The sequence below is a fragment of the Cupriavidus sp. C1SS-2L genome (assembly GCF_057073735.1).
This window is the reverse complement of record NZ_CP172709.1, coordinates 1,449,756-1,468,471: the sequence shown is the minus strand read 5'-3', so window position 1 is coordinate 1,468,471 and position 18,716 is coordinate 1,449,756. Positions and strand designations below refer to the sequence as shown.

Genomic DNA, 18,716 nt, shown 5'->3' with positions numbered 1-18,716 from the left:
TTCAGCGTCCCGCGTAGAGATAGGGAAAGGCGAGCCGGTGTAGCCGGCGCATGAACTGATCGATCGCCAGCCCGATCACGCCGATCAGGAGGATGCCCGCGAAGATCTTGTCGGTCTGCAGGAAGCGCTGCGCCTTGAGGATGGCAAAGCCCAGCCCGGAACCGGCAGCGACCAGTTCCGCCACGACGAGGTAGGTCCAGGCCCAACCCATGGTGACGCGCAGCGTGTCGAGCAGCGCCGGCTTGGCCGAAGGCACGATCACGTGTTGGATGATCTCGCCGCGCGTGGCGCCCATCGTCTGCGCGGCTTCGACCTGCGCCATCGGCACCCGGCGCACGTCCTCGGCCACCATCAGCACCATCTGGAAGAACGTGCCAATGAAGATGATCGCAACCTTGGCGCCTTCATCGATGCCGACCCACACCATGACCAGCGGGATAAACGCGACCGCAGGCATGTAGCGGATGAAATCGGTCAGCGGCTCCAGCAGCGCCTGCACCGTGCGGAAGCTGCCGATCAGCAGCCCGAGCGGCAGTGCGAGTAACGCCGACAGTGCCCAGCCCGCGAGCACGCGCGCCGTGCTGATGGCGATATCGCCAGCCAGGTCGTCATCGAAGGCCCATTCGCGCAGGCGCGCCACGATGGCGGCCGGCCCTGGCATGAAGACGGGATCCACCCATCCGCTCGCGGCCAGCAATGCCCAGCCTAGCAACGGCAGAATCAGGCCGGCACCGACGAGCAGTGCCACGCGCCGCGCGGGCAGCGCAGTGCGCAATTGCCACCAGGGCTTCGGCACGTCGATCCACTGCGGCTCGCGCGGATTGGTCGGAGCGGCTGACGTCATGGGCAACGGCGCAGCGAGCGCATTGTCGTCTTGCATGGCGGCGCTCATTTCAGTGCCTCGGCCAGCAGCGTGGCATCGACACCGCGCGTCGCGTCCGGCTTGCCGTCGAGCAGCTTGTTGTCGTGCAGGAACGCGGCAATGGTGGGCGCCACGGCCTGCAGCGAAGCGGGCTGCGCGGCGTCAAACGCGGCGCGGTTGGCGCTGGCATCGAAGAAGCGCGTGCCGGGCAGGAAGACCTTGTAGTCGTCCGCCTTCATGCCGGCCACCTTGGCCATGATCGCGGCCGCCTCGGCAGGTTGTTCGCGGATGAAGCGTTCAGCGTCGAACCATGCGCGGATCATGCCTACCAGCTCCTTGCGGTGGCTGGCGATGGCCTTCTGCTGCGCGACCAGCAGGTCGGGCACCAGACCCGGCATATCGGCCGAGGTGAACAACGCGCGGCCCTTGCCGCTCTTCACGATGCGGTCGATCCACGGGTTCCACACCACGGCGGCATCGACGCGGCCCATCATGAAGGCGGCAGCGGCATCGCCGGCGGACAGGTTGACGATTTTCACGTCGGCGGGCTTGAGCCCGGCCTTGGCCAGCGCCGTCACGAGCACGAAATGCGAGATGCTGTACTGCTCCAGCGCGACGGTCTTGCCCTTGAGATCGGCGACGGCGCGGATCTTCGCGCTCGCGACCAGCGCGTCATTGCCGGCCGAGTTGTCGTTGACGAGCACGGCCTTGACGGGCACGCCCTTGGCGAGCGGGCCAAGCGTGTCGGACCAGCTCTGCGAATTGGCGTCGAGCTGGCCCGACGACAGCGCGGCAATGGAATCGCTGTAGTTCGCGAACCAGACCAGCTTGACGTCCGCGCCGTGCTTGCTGAAGAAGCCATTCTGCTGCGCGACGTACCAGGCGATCCAGCCGGGCCAGTCGGAAACGCCCACACGGATTTCAGCGCGCGCGGGGCCGCTCGCGACAAGGGAAAGGCTCAGCGCCAGGCCGATCAGCGCGGCATGCAGGCGTCTGGCAAGGGGGAATGCGGACAACGCGGAAAGCGCGGACAACGGGCGGGACATGGGGCGGCTCCATTCGATCGGTGACAAAAGGCAGGGAAGACACCTCGCAACGAAGTGAACCTCCCGGGCTTTTGTCCCGCCGTGGAGCCTGGACGCGGTCGAGCGCGCCTGAGGCCGGTTGCTCTTGGACCAGGCATCGCGCGCAGCGCGACCGGAACCCTAGCGACCCTTCGGTGAGCGATGATGCATCGCTTCCCTGATCACCATTCAGCAAGGGGTGTGCCAGCGATCAGGCCCGGCCGGCGCACCGCCGGCGTGCATGCAGTGCATGGAAATGGGCACGCAGACGCCGCGCGGCGGTGCAGTGGACCCCGCCGCGCACAGTATTCGGGCGTGCGCCCGCGCCCTGGAACGTCTTAGTCTTCGGAAGCCAGGGCCCGGTTGATCCGCAATGCCAGCAGCGTGCAGAAGGCGCCCGACAGCAAGTAGGCACTGACCGCAATCAGCCCGAACTTGGCGGACAACCCCAGCGCCACCAGCGGCGCGAAGGCTGCGCCGAACAGCCACGCGAAATCCGTGGTCAGCGCGGCGCCGGTGTAGCGGTAGCGGCGTTCAAAATTGGACGTGACCGCGCCGGCCGCCTGCCCGTAGGACAGGCCAAGCAGGCCAAAGCCGATCAGGATGAACAGGTCCTGCGCCAGCGGCCCACCGCCCATCAGCAGCGGCGCGAACAGCGCGAACACGCCGATCAGCACCGCCATGGTCCCGAGCGTGGTGCGTCGCCCGATCTTGTCGGCGATGCGGCCCGACGCAATGGTGCCGAGGATGCCGATGAACGCGCCGGCCACCTGCACGCTCAGGACGTCGGTGATCGGCTGAGTCTGATGCAGCTCCACCCAGGACAGCGGAAACACCGTGACCAGGTGAAACAGCGCAAAGCTGGCCAGCGCGGCGAAGGCGCCGAGGAAGATGTTGTAGTCCTGCTTGCTGATGAGCTCCAGGGTGCTGATCGGCTCCAGCTCGTCCTCGTCCAGCAGTTGGGTGTACTCATGCGTCACCACCAGCCGCAGCCGCGCGAACAGCGCCACCACGTTGATCGCGAAGGCCACGTAGAACGGGTAGCGCCAGCCCCACTCAAGGAACTCGCCGGTGTCCAGGCTCAGGTTCAGGAACAGGAACAGCGACCCGGCGACGATAAAGCCCGTGGGCGCGCCGAGCTGCCCCATCATCGCGTACCAGCCGCGCCGCTCGGGCGGCGCGTTCAGCGCCAGCAGCGACGGCAGCCCGTCCCACGAACCGCCGAACGCGATCCCTTGCAACGAGCGAAACACGGCCAGCAGCACGACGGCCGTGTGGCCAAGCGTGGCGTAGCCTGGCAGGAAGGCAATGCCGACCGTGGCCGTACCGAGCAGGAACAGTGCCGCCGTCAGCTTGATGCCGCGCCCCCAGCGCCGCTGGATACGCATGAACAGCGCCGTGCCAAACGGCCGCGCCACAAAGGCCAGCGCGAAGATCGAGAACGAGTAGAGCAGGCCGTCGAGCCGGTCGACATACGGAAAGTACACCGTCGGGAAAACCAGCACCGACGCAATGCCGTAGACAAAGAAATCGAAGTACTCGGAGGCGCGGCCGATCACGACGCCAGTCGCGATTTCCGCCGGCGCGATATGCGTGGCCCCGGGCGCCGGAGGTGCAGAAGGAGACGCACGATGCTGGTGGGTCATGCTGGCCATCCGTATACCTCCAATGGAGAATCGGGGCAGGCCAGGAATTTGGAATTTGCTTCCCGTCGGTTGCCCCTGAGCGCCTAAACTGCCATAGTTGCTCGGAACAGTCTAAGTCACGTACGCTTAAGCGTACAGGATGGCAACAAAGGACCCAAGCCTATGCGATCCGACCGTTCGACGATGGCAGTCATGCGCGCGCTGCGCTGGACCATCCTGGCTCCGGCAGTGGCGGCCCTTTGTGGATGCAGTGCGGTGCTGATGTCGCCGGGCGGCGACCTGGCCGTCCAGCAGCGCAACCTGATCCTGATCTCGACAGGATTGATGCTGCTGATCATCGTGCCGGTAATCGTGCTGACCCTGCTGTTCGCGTGGCGCTACCGCGCCTCGAACCCCGGCGCCCCGTACAACCCCGACTGGGACCACTCCACGGTGCTGGAACTGCTGATCTGGTCGGCGCCGCTGCTGATCATCATCGCGCTGGGCGCCGTTACCTGGGTCAGTACCCATAAACTCGACCCGTACCGCCCGATCGAGCGGCTCGATCCGCAGCGAGCCGTGCCCGCCGACGCGCAACCGCTGACGGTCGAGGTGGTTGCACTCGACTGGAAGTGGCTCTTTCTGTACCCGGAACAGGGCATTGCCACCGTCAACGAAGTCGCGGCGCCGGTCGACCGCCCTATCCGCTTCCGCATCACGTCTTCGACCGTGATGAATTCCTTCTTCATCCCCTCGCTGGCGGGCCAGGTATATGCCATGCCAGGCATGGAGACCAAGCTGCATGCGGTGATGAACCGCCCCGGCGAGTACGAAGGCTTCTCCGCCAACTACAGCGGCGCGGGCTTCTCGCACATGCGCTTCCGCTTCCACGGCATGAGCCATGACGACTTCGACCGCTGGGTTCAGCGCGTGAAAAGCAGCGGCGCCCCGCTGTCGCGCGATGGCTACGTGCAGCTCGAACAGCCCAGCGAGCGCGACCCCGTGCGCCACTACGCCAGCGTCGCGCCCGACCTCTTCGATGCCATCCTGAACCGTTGCGTGCGCGCCGGGCAGATCTGCACCAAGGACATGATGGCCATGGACGCACGCCGCCAGGCGGGCGGCGCGCTCGGCGCCGTCTGCACCGCAAGCAATACGCCGAAAGCGCCGTTCGATCCGGCCGCTCCGTACAGTGAACGCAGCGCGGTGGCGCTGCAGTAGCACATAGCAGAACCGGGTTGCAACCGCCCCGAGAGACCTACACCTGGCCCTGGAGGACAACATGCAGGAGCGATCCGAACTCGCCACGCTTATCTTCGGCCGCCTGAGCTGGGAGGCCATACCGCTGCACGAGCCGATCCTGCTGGGCACCTTCATCGTCGTGGTCATCGGCGGACTCGCGTTGCTGGGCGCGGTGACCTACTTCCGCCTGTGGGGCTATCTGTGGCGCGAGTGGTTCACCAGCATCGACCACAAGAAGATCGGCATCATGTACGTGATCCTGGGGATCATCATGCTGCTGCGGGGTTTTGCCGACGCCGTCATGATGCGCATGCAGCAGTCGGTGGCCTTTGGCGATAACCTCGGCTTCCTGCCGCCCCACCACTACGACCAGATCTTCACCGCGCACGGCGTGATCATGATCTTCTTCGTGGCCATGCCGCTGGTGACGGGGCTGATGAACTTCGTGGTGCCGCTGCAGATTGGCGCGCGCGACGTGGCCTTCCCCTTCCTCAATAACTTCAGCTTCTGGATGACCACCGGCGGCGCCGTGCTGGTGATGATGTCGCTGTTCGTCGGCGAGTTCGCGCGCACCGGGTGGCTCGCATATCCGCCGCTGTCGGGCATCGTCCATAGCCCGGATGTTGGCGTCGACTATTACCTCTGGTCATTGCAGGTGGCGGGGGTCGGGACCGTGCTGTCCGGCATCAACCTGATGGTCACCATCGTCAAGATGCGCGCGCCCGGCATGACGCTGATGCGCATGCCGATCTTCACGTGGACCGCACTGTGCGCCAACGTGCTGATCGTGGCCGCGTTCCCCGTGCTGACCGCGGCACTGGCCATGCTGGCGCTCGACCGCTACCTCGGCATGAATTTCTTCACGGCCGATCTTGGTGGCAGCGCCATGATGTACGTGAACCTGATCTGGATCTGGGGGCACCCGGAAGTGTACATCCTGGTCCTGCCAGTATTCGGCGTGTTTTCCGAGGTGGTTTCCACGTTCTGCCAGAAGCGGCTGTTCGGCTACGCGTCGATGGTCTATGCCACGGTCGTGATTACCGTGCTGTCCTACCTGGTCTGGCTGCACCACTTCTTCACGATGGGGTCGGGGGCGAGCGTCAACTCGTTCTTCGGCATCACGACGATGATCATCTCGATCCCGACCGGGGCGAAGCTGTTTAACTGGCTGTTCACGATGTACCACGGCCGCATCCGCTTCGAGGTGCCGATGCTGTGGACCGTCGGCTTCATGGTCACCTTCGTGATTGGCGGCATGACCGGCGTGCTGCTGGCCGTCCCGCCCGCCGACTTCTCGCTGCACAACAGCCTGTTCCTGATTGCCCATTTCCACAACGTGATCATCGGCGGCGTGCTGTTCGGGCTGATGGCCGGCATCACGTACTGGTTCCCGAAGGCCTTCGGCTACAAGCTCGAGCCGTTCTGGGGCAAGTGCTCGTTCTGGCTCTGGCTGGTGGGCTTCTACTTCGCGTTCATGCCGCTGTACGTGCTTGGCATGAAGGGCGTGACCCGCCGCATGAGCCATTTCGAAGACCCGTCGCTGCAGGTCTGGTTCCTGCTCGCGGCGTTCGGCGCGTTCCTGATCGCGCTCGGTATCGGCTGCTTCCTGATCCAGCTGGTGGTCAGCTTCATCAACCGCGAAGCGCTGCGCGACGTCACCGGCGATCCGTGGGATGGCCGCACGCTGGAATGGTCCACGTCATCGCCACCGCCTGCCTACAACTTCGCCTTCACGCCGATCGTCCATGACACCGACGCATGGTGGCAGATGAAGGCGCATGGCTACGAGCGTCCGGCGCAGGGCTTCATACCGATCCACATGCCCAAGAATACGGGCGCCGGCATCATCCTGGCGGGGCTTGCCACGGTCTGCGGGTTCGCGCTGATCTGGCACATCTGGTGGCTGGTGGTGCTGGCGTTCGGCGCCACGATTGTCTCGGCGCTCGTGCACACCTTCAACTACAAGCGCGACTACTACATCCCGGCCGATACGGTCGGCAACACGGAGGCGGCGCGCTCGGCGCTGCTGACCCGCCATGCCTGATACGACTGCCCCGTTCCCCGCTGGCCGCGCGCAGGCCGCACCGCCCGCCCCGCCCCACGCCGTGCCATCCGGCCATGGCATCGACGAGGGCGAACTGCGCTTCTACATGACCAGCGAGTACCACGTGCCCAACGGCACGTTGCTCGGGTTCTGGATCTACCTGATGAGCGACTGCCTCATCTTCGCGTGCCTGTTCGCCGCCTACGGCGTGCTCGGGCGCAGTTACGCGGGCGGCCCGACCGGCGCCGAGTTGTTCGACCTGCCGCTCGTGGCGCTGAACACGTCGTTCCTGCTGCTGTCGTCGATCACATACGGCTTCGCGATGCTGCAGATGCAGCAGGGCCGCGTCGGCGGCACGCAGGGCTGGCTGGCGATCACCGGCGTGCTCGGCGCCTGCTTCCTTGGCGTGGAAATCTACGAATTCGTCCACCTGGTCGGCGAAGGCGCCGGGCCGTGGCGCAGCGGCTTCCTGACCTCGTTCTTCTCGCTGGTCAGCACGCACGGGCTGCACGTGACCTTCGGCATCATCTGGCTCATCACGCTGATGGTGCAGGTGCGCCTGCACGGGCTGATCCCCGAGAACCGCCGCCGCCTGATGTGCCTATCGATGTTCTGGCACTTCCTGGACGTGGTGTGGATCGGCGTCTTCACCTTTGTCTACCTGATGGGAGTGCTGCCATGAATGCCCAGGACAACACGCTCGCCCACGGCCATGACGGCCACGAGGGGCACGATGGGCATGGCCATGACGACAGCCACATCCACATCTCGATGAGCGGCTATGTGACGGGCTTCGTGCTGTCGGTGATCCTGACCACGATTCCGTTTTGGCTCGTCATGGGCAAGGTGTTCGAGAAGTCGAGCACCACCGCGATCCTCCTGCTGGCGCTCGGCGCCGTGCAGATCGTCGTGCACATGATCTATTTCCTGCACATGAACGCCAAGTCCGAGGGCGGCTGGAACATGCTGGCGCTGATGTTCACGCTGGTGCTCGTGGTGATTACGCTGAGCGGCACGCTGTGGGTCATGTTCCACCTGAACTCGAACATGATGCCGGGGATGGAGCGCTGACGGCACCGGCGACAGACGTCAAGGTACCCCAAAGGCGCCCCCCCGCATGGCGCCTTTTTCATCACATAACGCAATGTTTCCTGAAATCATCAGCGATTTCAGCAACAAATGCCAAGGCATTGTCATTAATCTGCCCGCTCCTTGCTGTTAAGCGGGCGGCCATTGCCTGGCCCTTCCCGCCCCTGCCCGCGTCAACCTCCACGAGATGACATTTCGCGTTCCGGCCATGACCTGACCGCGCACGCGTTTTGGCCGGAACAGCAAAGCTCACTGCGCCGCATCGCCCCACAAGGGCGGCGCGGCCTTCTGATGAACGGAGACAACGACACATGAGTGCAAATACAGAGCATTTGCAGCGGGGGCTCGGCGAACGCCACATCCGCCTGATGGCATTGGGATCGGCCATCGGCGTAGGGCTGTTCCTGGGCTCGGCCAATGCCATCAAGATGGCCGGGCCGGCTATCATGCTGGCCTACCTGATCGGCGGCGCGATGATCTTCCTGATCATGCGCGCGCTCGGCGAAATGGCCGTGCACAACCCGGTGGCGGGTTCGTTCTGCCGCTACGCGCAGGATCATATGGGCCCGCTCGCCGGCTACCTGACCGGCTGGAACTACTGGTTCCTGTGGCTCGTGACCTGTGTGGCCGAGATCACGGCCGTGGCCATCTACATGGGCGTCTGGTTCCCCGACGTGCCGCGCTGGATCTGGGCGCTCGCCGCACTGACCACGATGGGCTCGGTTAACCTGCTGACGGTCAAGGCCTACGGCGAGTTCGAGTTCTGGTTCGCCATGATCAAGATCGTGACCATCGTGCTGATGCTGTTCGGCGGCGGCGCGATGATCGTGTTCGGGCTCGGCAACGGCGGCATTGCGACCGGCATCAGCAACCTGTGGGCGCACGGCGGCTTCATGCCGAACGGCGCCAGCGGCGTGCTGATGTCGCTGCAGATGGTGATGTTCGCGTACCTCGGGGTCGAGATGATCGGCCTGACCGCCGGCGAGGCGAAGAACCCGCGCAAGTCGATCCCGGACGCGATCAACTCGGTGTTCTGGCGCATCCTGATCTTCTACGTCGGCGCGCTGTTCATCATCCTGTCGCTCTATCCGTGGAACGAGATCGGCGCGCAGGGCAGTCCGTTCGTGATGACGTTCGAGCGCCTTGGCATCAAGACCGCGGCCGGCATCATCAACTTCGTCGTGCTGACCGCCGCGCTGTCGTCATGCAACGGCGGCATCTTCAGCACGGGCCGCATGCTCTACAACCTGGCCCAGCAGGGGCAGGCGCCGGCGGCATTCGCCCAGGTCGACCGCAATGGCGTGCCGCGCCGCGCGCTGCTGGTCTCGATCGGCGCTCTGCTGTGCGGCGTGCTGCTGAACTACCTGGTGCCAGAGAAGGTGTTCGTCTGGGTGACGTCGATCTCGACCTTCGGCGCGATTTGGACCTGGGCCATCATCCTCGTCACGCAGATGCAGTTCCGCAAGAACCTGTCGGCGGCCCAGCGCGACAAGCTGGCGTTCCGCATGCCGTTCTGGCCATATGGCTCGTGGATCGCGCTGGCCTTCCTGGCGCTGGTCATTGCGCTGATGGCTTATTTCCCAGACACGCGCATCGCTCTGTATGTCGGCCCCGCCTGGCTGGTCCTGCTGACGGTGCTGTACTACCGCCTTGGCATGCAGGCTCGCGGCCCGGTTACTTACCAGGGCTGACCGGCATTCCCGGCGGGTGCGCCAGCGGACGCCCGCCGCTACAATGGCCCCCGGGCAATCCATCGCCAGGGGGCCAGATGTCCGAACTCTACGCCGCGCCACTCCGCCATGACGGGGCGGCCGACCCAGACGCACGCCGTGGCGGCGTCACTGCCGCAAGAGCCAACTCGGCGGAAGATGCCGTCGCACGCGCCGCCGCCGTGGCCGATACGGTCGCGCGCACCGCGGTCGAGCAGGCGGACCTCGCCATGCGCCACTGGACCGACCCCACGCCGGGTCCGGTACGGATCGGCTCCGCGCAGCATCTGCGCATGTTCAGCAACATGCTGCTGCAGACCCACAATCCCTATAAACCGGCCGTGATCGAATGGCCGACGCTGTCGCCCGACGCACTCGCGCGCGTGACCTCGCTGCCGATCTGGGACATTGCCGTGCAGACCGAGGGCCGCGCCTCGATCCGCGTGAAGACCTTTGCCGAAACCGTCGCCGACCCCCTGCTGCGCAGCGCGCTGGACATGGACGGCGGCGAGGAGGCGCGCCACAAGGTTGTGCTGTCGAAGCTAGTCGAGGCCTATGGCATTCCGCTTGCGCCGGAACCCGACTACCCGCCGCCGGACGATCCGGAATGGGGCTGGCTCGTGACCGGCTACAGCGAATGCATCGACAGCTTCTTCGCGTTTGGCCTGTTCGCCATGGCTAAACGCTCGGGCTATTTCCGGGCCGAGCTGGTCGAGACGTTCGAGCCGGTGATCCAGGAGGAAGGCCGGCACATCCTCTTCTTCGTCAACTGGGCCGCGTGGTATCGGCGCAACCTGCCCTGGTGGCGCCGGCCGCTGTTTGCGCTCAAGGTGGCGCGCGTGTGGGCGTTCCTGATCTGGGAGCGCATCGGCATTGCGCGCGGGATCGATGCAGATGGCGTCGCGCAGGATGCCAATTTCACGATGAACGGCTCCGAAGCGCTGGGCGATTCGCTGTCGCCGGGCGCGATGATCGACCTCTGCCTGGCCGAGAACGACAGGCGCATGGCCGGCTACGACGAACGGTTGTTGCGGCCCGAGACGGTGCCGCGTCTCGCCCGGCTCGCGCGCCGCTTCGTAAAGTGATCATGACAGCCGCGTTCGCACTGTCCCTGGCATCGCTGGCCATCTGGTGTGTCCTGCTGTTCGGCCGTGCGGGCTTCTGGCGCATTCGCAAGCCCGCGCCGGTACCCGCCCCTCCGGCATGGCCCGAAGTGGTAGCCATCGTTCCGGCGCGCAATGAGGCGGAAGTCATCGGGCGATGTGTGGCTGGCGTGCTCGGCCAGAAATACCCCGGAAAGCTGTCATTGGTGGTGGTGGACGACCACAGCCATGACTGCACCTCCGAAATCGCGGCCACCGCTGCGACTGCCACGCCCCGGCGCGATGCGCTATCGGTAGTTTCGGCCCGAGATCTGCCTTCTGGCTGGAGCGGCAAAGTATGGGCGCAGTCCGAGGGGCTCGCCGCCGCCGATCGCATCGCACCGGGCGCTGCCTACGTATGGCTGACCGATGCAGACATCTGGCATGGCCCCGAGGTACTCGGGGAGCTGGTAGCGCGCGCCGTGCATGAACGCCGGGACCTGGTGTCGCTGATGGTGCGGTTGCGCTGTGCTTCCGCGTGGGAACGGCTGATCGTGCCGGCTTTCGTCTTCTTCTTCGCCAAACTCTATCCGTTCGAACGCGTGCGCAATCCACGCAGCGCTGTATCCGCCGCTGCGGGCGGCTGCATGCTGGCCAGCCGCGCGGCACTGACGCGCATTGGCGGGTTCGCCGCTATTCGCGGCGAGTTGATCGACGATTGCAGTCTCGCGGCAAGAATCAAGCCGGGCGGCGCAATCTCGCTCGACCTCGCAGACGACAGCGTGTCACTGCGGCCCTATGACGACTGGCGCAGCCTGTGGGATATGATCGCGCGCAGCGCCTACACGCAACTCCGCTATTCGCCGGTCCTGCTGGCCGGCACCGTCGTGGCCATGACGTTGACGTATCTGGCGCCCCCAGTGCTGGCGTTGGCCGGCGGTGCGCGGCTGTGGCCGGCATGGCTCGCGTGGGCGGCCGTGGCACTGGCCTATATGCCGATGCTGCGCGAGTACCGCCAGCCGTGCTGGCTGGCGCCGCTGTTGCCGCTGACGGCCCTGTTCTATCTTGGCGCCACGCTGGATTCCGCACGCCGCTATTGGCTGCGCCGCGGCGGCCAGTGGAAAGGACGCAGCCAGGCGCCCGCACGGTCCTGAGCCCTCAGCGCAGGTAACCGGCCTCGCGGAACCAGTCCAGCGCGTCGCGCAGGCCATCAATATAAGGACGCGGCTGATAGCCAAGCTCCTGCCGGGCCTTGTCCGAGCGGAAAAACATCCGGTACTTCGACATATGGAGCCCATCCACGGTGACAAAGGGCTCTTTGCGCGTGATGCGCGCCACCGCCTCCGCGGCATGCGCCAGCGGATACAGCGGCCAGCGCGGCAGTTGCACGGTTGGCGGACGGCGTCCGCACAAATCCGCGATATCGCGCAGCATCTGCTGCAGCATCACGTCGTCACCGCCCAGGATGTAGCGTTCGCCGATGCGGCCTCGCTCCAGCGCCTGGAAATGCCCGGCGGCGACGTCATCGACATGGACAAGGTTGAGCCCGGTCTCGACAAAGGCCGGAATCTTGCCGGTCGCGGCCTCGACGATGATGCGTCCGGTCGGCGTAGGCCGGACGTCCCGCGGCCCGATCGGCGTGGACGGATTGACGATCACGGCCGGCAACCCGCGCTCGGCGACCATGCGCTCGACCACACGCTCGGCCAGCACCTTGCTGCGCTTGTACGCGCCGATGGCCTCGTGCGGTGTCATGGCGGCCGTCTCGTCGACCGGCGCCGAGGCACCCGCCACCCGCAACGTCGCCACGCTGCTGGTATAGACAACGCGCTCTACCCCTGCCTCCTGCGCGGCTTCCATGACCGCCATGGTCCCGTCGACATTGGTGCGGACGATCTCCTCGGGATCAGGGGCCCATAGCCGATAATCGGCCGCCACATGGAACAGGTAGCGCACCCCGCGCATGGCGGACGTCAGCGCGGCGGGGTCGCGCATATCTCCCTCGAACACCTCGACGGGCAGACCATCCAGATTGGCGCGCGGGCTCGTCGCCCGCACCAGCGCGCGCACGCGCCAGCCGCGCGCCAGTGCCTGCCGCACTACCGCGGATCCGAGAAAACCCGATGCACCTGTCACCAGCGCGTAATCGTTTACGGTCATAACCCCGTTTCATCGTGAGATGGGAATGCCGCCCGACTGAGAGGGCTGCCAGACATTTCCGGCGCGGCGGGTATATAGTAACCACCATGTGTCGGAAATGTGATTTCTGTACACCATCCCATTCACTGAAACCCATTGACGGGTCGGGGGGCCTACCGTATGCAGGTGATTCTTGCTCAACCCCGAGGTTTCTGTGCCGGCGTCGTGCGCGCGATCGAAATTGTCGACCGCGCACTCGTCAAGCATGGAGCTCCGGTGTTCGTGCGGCACGAGATCGTGCATAACAAGCATGTCGTGGAGGGGTTGAAGAACAAGGGCGCGCGCTTTGTGGAAGAACTCGACGAGGTCCCTGCGGGCGCCGTCACCATCTTCAGCGCGCACGGCGTATCGCGCGCCGTGGTGGCCGACGCCGGCCAGCGGCAGCTGCACGCCATCGACGCCACCTGCCCGCTGGTGATCAAGGTGCATAACCAGGGCCGCCAGTACGCGGCCAGCGGCCGGACCGTGATCCTGATCGGCCATGCCGGCCATCCCGAGGTCGAAGGCACCATGGGCCAGATTCCCGGCAAGGTGATCCTGGTCCAGAACGAGGCCGAGGTCGAACGGCTCGACCTGCCTGCGGACACCCCGGTCGCCTACGTCACCCAGACCACGCTCAGCGTCGACGACACCCGCAATATCATCGCCGCGCTGGCCCGCCGTTTCAGCAACATGGTCGGCCCCGACACGCGCGACATCTGCTATGCCACGCAGAACCGGCAAAGCGCGGTGCGCGACCTGTGCAAGGTGGCCGACGTGATCCTGGTGATCGGCGCCACCAACAGTTCCAATTCCAACCGGCTGCGCGAGATCGGCACTGAAAGCGGCGTGCCCAGCTACCTGATCGCCGACGGCAGCGAACTCGATCCGGCGTGGGTGACGGGGGCCAATATCGTCGGCATTACCGCCGGCGCCTCGGCGCCCGAGGAAATGGTCGAAGACGTGATCAACGCGCTGCGCCGCCTGGGCCCGGTGGATGTGTCCACCATGGAAGGCCGCGAGGAGCATGCCGAATTCCGCCTGCCCGCCGAACTGGCCGATGTCCGGCCTGCCGCAGCCGCGCCCGAGCCAGTCGAGAAAGTCCCCGGCTGAACCAGAATAAAAGGAAGTCCCCTTGCCTATCCCGTTCCTGCAGGTCGCCCGCGTGGGCGCCTACATTGTCGGCAAGCATCTGGCGCGCCAGAAGCGCTATCCGCTTGCGCTCATGCTGGAGCCATTGTTTCGCTGCAACCTTGCGTGCAATGGCTGCGGCAAGATCGACTATCCGGACCCGATCCTGAACCAGCGCCTGTCGGTCGACGAATGCCTGGGCGCGGTCGACGAATGCGGCGCGCCCGTGGTATCGATCGCCGGCGGCGAGCCGCTGCTGCACAAGGACATGCCCGAAATCGTGCGCGGCATCGTCGCGCGTCGCAAGTTCGTCTACCTGTGCACCAACGCGCTGCTGATGGAGAAAAAGCTGGACCAGTACGAGCCCAGCCCCTACTTCGTCTGGTCCGTGCACCTGGACGGCGACCGCGAAATGCATGACCACTCGGTCAGCCAGGAAGGCGTCTATGATCGCGCAGTCGAAGCCATCCGTGCCGCCAAGGCGCGCGGCTTCCGCGTCAATATCAATTGCACGCTGTTCAACGATGCGAAGCCCGACCGCGTGGCCAGCTTCTTCGACACAGTCAAGGAAATGGGCGTCGACGGCATCACCGTCTCGCCCGGCTACGCGTACGAGCGCGCGCCGGACCAGCAGCACTTCCTGAACCGCGGCAAGACCAAGCAGCTGTTCCGCGACATCCTGAGCCGCGGCCGCGGCAAGAAGTGGTCGTTCAGCCAGTCGACCATGTTCCTGGACTTCCTGGCCGGCAACCAGACCTACCACTGCACGCCGTGGGGCAACCCGGCGCGCACGGTGTTCGGCTGGCAGCGGCCTTGCTATCTGGTCGGCGAAGGCTATGTGCAGACCTTCAAGGAGCTGATGGACGAGACCGACTGGGACGCCTACGGCACCGGCAACTACGAGAAGTGCGCCGATTGCATGGTCCACAGCGGCTACGAGGCCACCGCGGTCGCCGATACGTTCGCACATCCGCTCAAGGCGCTCGGCGTGAGCCTGCGCGGCGTGAAGACCGACGGCGCAATGGCTCCGGACATCCCGCTCGACAACCAGCGCCCCGCCGATTACGTGTTCTCGCGCCACGTCGAGATCAAGCTGGCCGAGATCGGCCGGGCCCAGCCGCGCAAGGAACGGCCGGCCCGGGCAGAGACCTCCGAAGCCCACTAAATCTTCATGCCCGCGGAAGCAGCGGCCATGGCCGCGACCCTGCTTGGCAGTGCGCTGACCTGCGTGTCGGCGGGCTATGCCGTGGCTGCCGCCGTGCTGACGCGGCGCGCCGGCGCACGTGCGCCGGCTGCCGCAGCGGCCGGCGAAGTCCGCGCCAGCGTGCTCAAGCCACTGTGCGGGGCCGAACCACGCCTGTACGACAACCTGGCCACGCTGTGCCGTCAGTCCGTCACCGGCTACCAGGTCGTGTGCGGTGTGCGCGACCCGGACGACCCCGCCATTGCTGTGGTGCGACGCCTGCAAAAGGATTTTCCGGATATCGACATCACGCTGGTCATCGACCCGCGCGTGCACGGCAGCAATCTCAAGGTCAGCAACCTGATCAACCTGGCCGCCCATGCGCGGCATGACTTGCTGGTTGTGGCCGACAGCGATATCGCCGTACCGCCGGACTATCTGGCACGCGTCGCCGCGCCGCTGGCCGACCCTGGCGTCGGCATCGTCACCTGCCTGTATCGCGGCCGCCCGGTCGACGCTTTCTGGGCGAAGCTCGGCGCGCAGTTCATCGACGACTGGTTCGCGCCGTCGGTACGCATTGCCCATGCGGGTGGTTCGCGCCGATTTGCCTTCGGGGCGACCATTGCATTGCGGCGTGACACGTTGACGCAAATCGGCGGCTTCGCGTCGCTGTCCGACCGGCTCGCCGACGACTTCTGGCTTGGCGAGCTGACCCGGCAGGCGGGGCTGCGGACCGTACTGTCCGATATGGTCGTCACCACTGACGTGACCGAGACGCGGCTGCCCGAACTGTGGACGCATGAATTGCGATGGCTGCGCACCATCCGGTCGCTGAATCCGGCGGGATTTGCGTTCACGTTCATTACTTTTACGTGGCCGATGCTGGTGGTGGGGGTGGTGTTGTCGCCGGCAGAATGGACGACAGCCATTGCCGTAGCAGGCGCCCTTGCGCGCAGTGCGATGGCAGGCACTCCGACCACAGCGTTGCGGGCACCATTGCGGGACACACTTCTACTTATCGGCTGGGCCGCAGCCTTGGGCGGCCAGCGGGTCCGGTGGCGGCAACAAGTTCTCTCCGTGCAGGACCCGGCATGACCCAGAGACACATCGTGACCAACACAAGACAGCGCCGCGGCTCTCTTCCGTATGTAGCTTTTTTGACTACGACCGTAGTCGAAAAAGCTACATACACCCCAGCTGACCTGAACCTGACAACATCGAAGCCGCTATGAAAAAAACCCTGTTCCTCCAGGCCCCTTCCTTCGACGGCTTTGACGGCGGCGCCGGCTCGCGCTACCAGGCCAAGCGCGAGATCAAGTCGTTCTGGTATCCGACCTGGCTGGCCCAGCCGGCAGCGCTGGTGCCGGGCAGCCGCGTGCTGGACGCACCCGCCGACGAACTGACGCCGCAGCAGACGCTGGATATCGCCGTCGACTACGACCTCGTCATCATCCACACCAGCACGCCGTCGTTCCCGACCGACGCCAAGTTCGCCGAGGAACTGAAGAAGCGCAAACCCGGCGTGATGATCGGCATGGTCGGCGCCAAGCCGGCGGTCGACCCGGGCGGCACACTTGGCGCGAGCGATGCGATCGACTTCGTCTGCCGCGAGGAATTCGACTACACGTGCCAGGATGTCGCCGCCGGCAAGCCGCTCAAGGACATCCTCGGCCTGTCGTATCGCCTGCCCGATGGCTCGCTCGAGCACAACGGCCAGCGGCCGATGATCGAGAACATGGACGAGTTGCCGTTCGTGGCGCCCGTGTACAAGCGCGACCTGAAGATCGAGAACTACTTCATCGGCTACCTGAAGCACCCGTATGTGTCGATCTACACGGGGCGCGGCTGCCGCTCGCGCTGCACGTTCTGCCTGTGGCCGCAGACGGTCGGCGGGCACCGCTACCGCACGCGCTCGGCCGAGAGCGTGATTGCCGAAGTGAAATGGATCAAGGAGAACATGCCCGAGGTCAAGGAGATCATGTTCGACGACGATACCTTCACCGACTTCAAGCCGCGCGTGGAGGAAATCGCGCGCGGGCTCGGCAAGCTCGGCGTCACGTGGTCGTGCAACGCGAAGGCCAATGTGCCATACAGCACGCTCAAGATCATGAAGGAGAACGGCCTGCGCCTGCTGCTGGTCGGCTATGAGTCGGGCGACGACCAGATTCTGCTGAACATCAAGAAGGGCCTGCGCACCGATATCGCGCGGCGCTTCACCGAGGATTGCCGCAAGCTCGGCATCCAGATCCACGGCACCTTCATCCTGGGCCTGCCCGGCGAAACGCAGCAGACGATCGAGAAGACCATCGCCTACGCCAAGGAAATCAACCCGCACACCATTCAGGTGTCCCTGGCGGCGCCCTACCCCGGCACGACGCTGTACCAGCAGGCGGTCGACAACGGCTGGCTTGAAGAGAACAAGGTCATCAACCTCGTCAACGACAAGGGCGTGCAGCTCGCGGCGATCAGCTACCCGCACCTGTCGAAGGAAGAGATCTACCACGGCGTGGAGCGCTTCTATAAGCAGTTCTATTTCCGCCCCGGCAAGATCTGGGAAATCGTGCGCGAGATGCTCGGCAGCTGGGACATGATGAAGCGGCGCCTGCGCGAAGGCGTGGAGTTCTTCCGTTTCCTGCGATCGCACGAGGCCTGATTCTGCAGTCTCTTAGCCCCGCCACCGCCGCACGCCCCGCGCGCGGCCTGATCATCACCGCCGACGACTTTGGGCTGCACACCGCCGTCAATGAAGCGGTGGAACTCGCGCATCGCGACGGCGTGCTGAACGCCGCCAGCCTGATGGTGTCCGCGCCGGAAGCCGCCGATGCGGTGGCGCGCGCACGACGCTTGCCGTCGCTGCGCGTGGGCCTGCATGTCGTGCTCGCCGATGGCCCGGCCATGCTGCCACGCGCGGCCATTCCCGACCTCGTCGATGCGCAGGGTCGCTTTGGTTCGGCGATGGCGCGTGATGGATGCCGCTTCTTTTTCCTGCCGCATGTACGCCGGCAACTGGCCGCCGAAATCCGCGCTCAGTTCGAGGCATTCGCGGCCACCGGCCTGCCGCTTGATCACGTCAACACGCACAAGCATTTCCATTTGCATCCGACTGTGCTGTCGCTGATCCTGTCGATCGGCCGCGAGTTCGGCCTGCGTGCCATGCGCCTGCCGCTGGAATCCGATGCGCCGTTACTGCTGCGCCCGTGGCTCGCGCTGCTGCGCGGACGATTGCAGCGTGCCGGCATCGCGCACAATGACTACGTGGTCGGCATCGCACGCAGCGGCGCCATGGATGAAGCGGTGCTGCTCGCCGCGCTCTCAAAGCTGCCGGAAGGCATCGGCGAAATCTATCTGCATCCGGCCGTCACATCGGGCGCGGCCATCGCGCCGACCATGGCCGGCTACCGCCACGCCGATGAACTGGCCGCGCTGCTGTCGCCACGCGTGCGCGCGGCCCTCGATGCGGCCGGTGTGCGGCGCGGCGGCTTTGCCGACGTGCTCGCGCCGGCCTGA

Annotated in this window: 16 protein-coding genes and 1 riboswitch; of the genes, 12 read left to right on the top strand and 4 right to left on the bottom strand. The window is 65.5% G+C overall.

The window, feature by feature from the left end; translation table 11 throughout:
- Position 1 precedes the first annotated feature (1 nt).
- The 3 genes from ACIGJG_RS24470 to ACIGJG_RS24460 all read right to left on the bottom strand — a co-directional run bounded on the left by ACIGJG_RS24470 (position 2) and on the right by ACIGJG_RS24460 (position 3,581).
- Positions 2–880 carry an ABC transporter permease gene (locus tag ACIGJG_RS24470; protein ID WP_140953022.1) on the bottom strand — a complete coding sequence of 293 codons (879 nt, stop codon included), beginning with the start codon at positions 878–880 and terminating at the stop codon, positions 2–4.
- 8 nt (positions 881–888) lie between these two features.
- On the bottom strand, positions 889–1,908 hold the full coding sequence (locus ACIGJG_RS24465) for an ABC transporter substrate-binding protein (protein WP_483673108.1): 1,020 nt from the start codon (positions 1,906–1,908) through the stop codon (positions 889–891).
- Between the two features lie 58 nt (positions 1,909–1,966).
- Positions 1,967–2,082: riboswitch (guanidine-I (ykkC/yxkD leader) on the bottom strand.
- A 182-nt stretch (positions 2,083–2,264) separates the two neighbouring features.
- On the bottom strand, positions 2,265–3,581 hold the full coding sequence (locus ACIGJG_RS24460) for an MFS transporter (protein WP_011301003.1): 1,317 nt from the start codon (positions 3,579–3,581) through the stop codon (positions 2,265–2,267).
- 153 nt (positions 3,582–3,734) lie between these two features.
- Here ACIGJG_RS24460 and cyoA point away from each other — a divergent pair, with 153 nt between their 5' ends.
- The 7 genes from cyoA (at position 3,735) to ACIGJG_RS24425 (ending at position 11,871) form a co-directional block, all read left to right on the top strand.
- A complete protein-coding gene (gene cyoA, locus ACIGJG_RS24455; RefSeq protein WP_011301004.1) occupies positions 3,735–4,772 on the top strand; it encodes a ubiquinol oxidase subunit II in 1,038 nt (345 codons plus the stop codon).
- Between the two features lie 61 nt (positions 4,773–4,833).
- Positions 4,834–6,837, top strand: a complete 2,004-nt coding sequence (cyoB, locus tag ACIGJG_RS24450) for a cytochrome o ubiquinol oxidase subunit I (protein ID WP_140953016.1) — start codon at positions 4,834–4,836, stop codon at positions 6,835–6,837.
- Entirely contained in the window at positions 6,830–7,519 is a 690-nt protein-coding gene (cyoC, locus tag ACIGJG_RS24445; RefSeq protein WP_011301006.1) for a cytochrome o ubiquinol oxidase subunit III, read from the top strand. Before cyoB ends, cyoC begins: the two co-directional genes overlap by 8 nt.
- Complete coding sequence (gene cyoD, locus ACIGJG_RS24440; RefSeq protein ID WP_011301007.1) at positions 7,516–7,908, top strand: cytochrome o ubiquinol oxidase subunit IV; 393 nt, start codon at positions 7,516–7,518, stop codon at positions 7,906–7,908. The genes cyoC and cyoD overlap by 4 nt, the downstream gene beginning before the upstream one ends.
- A 329-nt stretch (positions 7,909–8,237) precedes the next feature.
- The gene (locus ACIGJG_RS24435) at positions 8,238–9,617 is read left to right on the top strand and encodes an amino acid permease (RefSeq protein WP_220630112.1); all 1,380 of its coding nucleotides are present in this window, start codon (positions 8,238–8,240) and stop codon (positions 9,615–9,617) included.
- A 248-nt stretch (positions 9,618–9,865) separates the two neighbouring features.
- The gene (locus ACIGJG_RS24430) at positions 9,866–10,720 is read left to right on the top strand and encodes a ferritin-like domain-containing protein (RefSeq protein ID WP_483674038.1); all 855 of its coding nucleotides are present in this window, start codon (positions 9,866–9,868) and stop codon (positions 10,718–10,720) included.
- 2 nt (positions 10,721–10,722) lie between these two features.
- A complete protein-coding gene (locus ACIGJG_RS24425; RefSeq protein WP_220630111.1) occupies positions 10,723–11,871 on the top strand; it encodes a glycosyltransferase in 1,149 nt (382 codons plus the stop codon).
- A 4-nt stretch (positions 11,872–11,875) separates the two neighbouring features.
- On the opposite strand, the gene hpnA is transcribed toward ACIGJG_RS24425, so the two are convergent.
- A complete protein-coding gene (hpnA, locus tag ACIGJG_RS24420) occupies positions 11,876–12,877 on the bottom strand; it encodes a hopanoid-associated sugar epimerase (protein WP_011301011.1) in 1,002 nt (333 codons plus the stop codon).
- A 159-nt stretch (positions 12,878–13,036) separates the two neighbouring features.
- Here hpnA and ispH point away from each other — a divergent pair, with 159 nt between their 5' ends.
- From ispH to hpnK, 5 genes are all read left to right on the top strand, one after another.
- Positions 13,037–14,008 carry a 4-hydroxy-3-methylbut-2-enyl diphosphate reductase gene (gene ispH, locus ACIGJG_RS24415; protein ID WP_140953299.1) on the top strand — a complete coding sequence of 324 codons (972 nt, stop codon included), beginning with the start codon at positions 13,037–13,039 and terminating at the stop codon, positions 14,006–14,008.
- 22 nt (positions 14,009–14,030) lie between these two features.
- Positions 14,031–15,191 carry an adenosyl-hopene transferase HpnH gene (hpnH, locus tag ACIGJG_RS24410; RefSeq protein ID WP_140953300.1) on the top strand — a complete coding sequence of 387 codons (1,161 nt, stop codon included), beginning with the start codon at positions 14,031–14,033 and terminating at the stop codon, positions 15,189–15,191.
- A 27-nt stretch (positions 15,192–15,218) separates the two neighbouring features.
- Positions 15,219–16,304: a bacteriohopanetetrol glucosamine biosynthesis glycosyltransferase HpnI gene (gene hpnI, locus ACIGJG_RS24405; protein ID WP_483673106.1), complete on the top strand. Its 1,086-nt coding sequence runs from the start codon at positions 15,219–15,221 to the stop codon at positions 16,302–16,304.
- Between the two features lie 133 nt (positions 16,305–16,437).
- A complete protein-coding gene (hpnJ, locus tag ACIGJG_RS24400; RefSeq protein WP_223999343.1) occupies positions 16,438–17,862 on the top strand; it encodes a hopanoid biosynthesis associated radical SAM protein HpnJ in 1,425 nt (474 codons plus the stop codon).
- Between the two features lie 47 nt (positions 17,863–17,909).
- The gene (hpnK, locus tag ACIGJG_RS24395) at positions 17,910–18,716 is read left to right on the top strand and encodes a hopanoid biosynthesis-associated protein HpnK (protein ID WP_220630682.1); all 807 of its coding nucleotides are present in this window, start codon (positions 17,910–17,912) and stop codon (positions 18,714–18,716) included.

What these genes read in the sequence shown, in the direction of transcription:
- ACIGJG_RS24435 (WP_220630112.1), top strand. Translation starts at nt 8,238, where the DNA reads ATGAGTGCAAATACAGAGCATTTGCAGCGGGGGCTCGGCGAACGCCAC.
- cyoA (WP_011301004.1), top strand. Translation starts at nt 3,735, where the DNA reads ATGCGATCCGACCGTTCGACGATGGCAGTCATGCGCGCGCTGCGCTGG.
- ispH (WP_140953299.1), top strand. Translation starts at nt 13,037, where the DNA reads ATGCAGGTGATTCTTGCTCAACCCCGAGGTTTCTGTGCCGGCGTCGTG.
- ACIGJG_RS24430 (WP_483674038.1), top strand. Translation starts at nt 9,866, where the DNA reads ATGCGCCACTGGACCGACCCCACGCCGGGTCCGGTACGGATCGGCTCC.
- ACIGJG_RS24470 (WP_140953022.1), bottom strand. Translation starts at nt 880, where the DNA reads ATGCAAGACGACAATGCGCTCGCTGCGCCGTTGCCCATGACGTCAGCC.
- hpnI (WP_483673106.1), top strand. Translation starts at nt 15,219, where the DNA reads ATGGCCGCGACCCTGCTTGGCAGTGCGCTGACCTGCGTGTCGGCGGGC.
- ACIGJG_RS24425 (WP_220630111.1), top strand. Translation starts at nt 10,723, where the DNA reads ATGACAGCCGCGTTCGCACTGTCCCTGGCATCGCTGGCCATCTGGTGT.
- ACIGJG_RS24460 (WP_011301003.1), bottom strand. Translation starts at nt 3,581, where the DNA reads ATGGCCAGCATGACCCACCAGCATCGTGCGTCTCCTTCTGCACCTCCG.
- hpnJ (WP_223999343.1), top strand. Translation starts at nt 16,438, where the DNA reads ATGAAAAAAACCCTGTTCCTCCAGGCCCCTTCCTTCGACGGCTTTGAC.
- hpnA (WP_011301011.1), bottom strand. Translation starts at nt 12,877, where the DNA reads ATGACCGTAAACGATTACGCGCTGGTGACAGGTGCATCGGGTTTTCTC.
- ACIGJG_RS24465 (WP_483673108.1), bottom strand. Translation starts at nt 1,908, where the DNA reads ATGTCCCGCCCGTTGTCCGCGCTTTCCGCGTTGTCCGCATTCCCCCTT.
- cyoC (WP_011301006.1), top strand. Translation starts at nt 6,830, where the DNA reads ATGCCTGATACGACTGCCCCGTTCCCCGCTGGCCGCGCGCAGGCCGCA.
- cyoD (WP_011301007.1), top strand. Translation starts at nt 7,516, where the DNA reads ATGAATGCCCAGGACAACACGCTCGCCCACGGCCATGACGGCCACGAG.
- cyoB (WP_140953016.1), top strand. Translation starts at nt 4,834, where the DNA reads ATGCAGGAGCGATCCGAACTCGCCACGCTTATCTTCGGCCGCCTGAGC.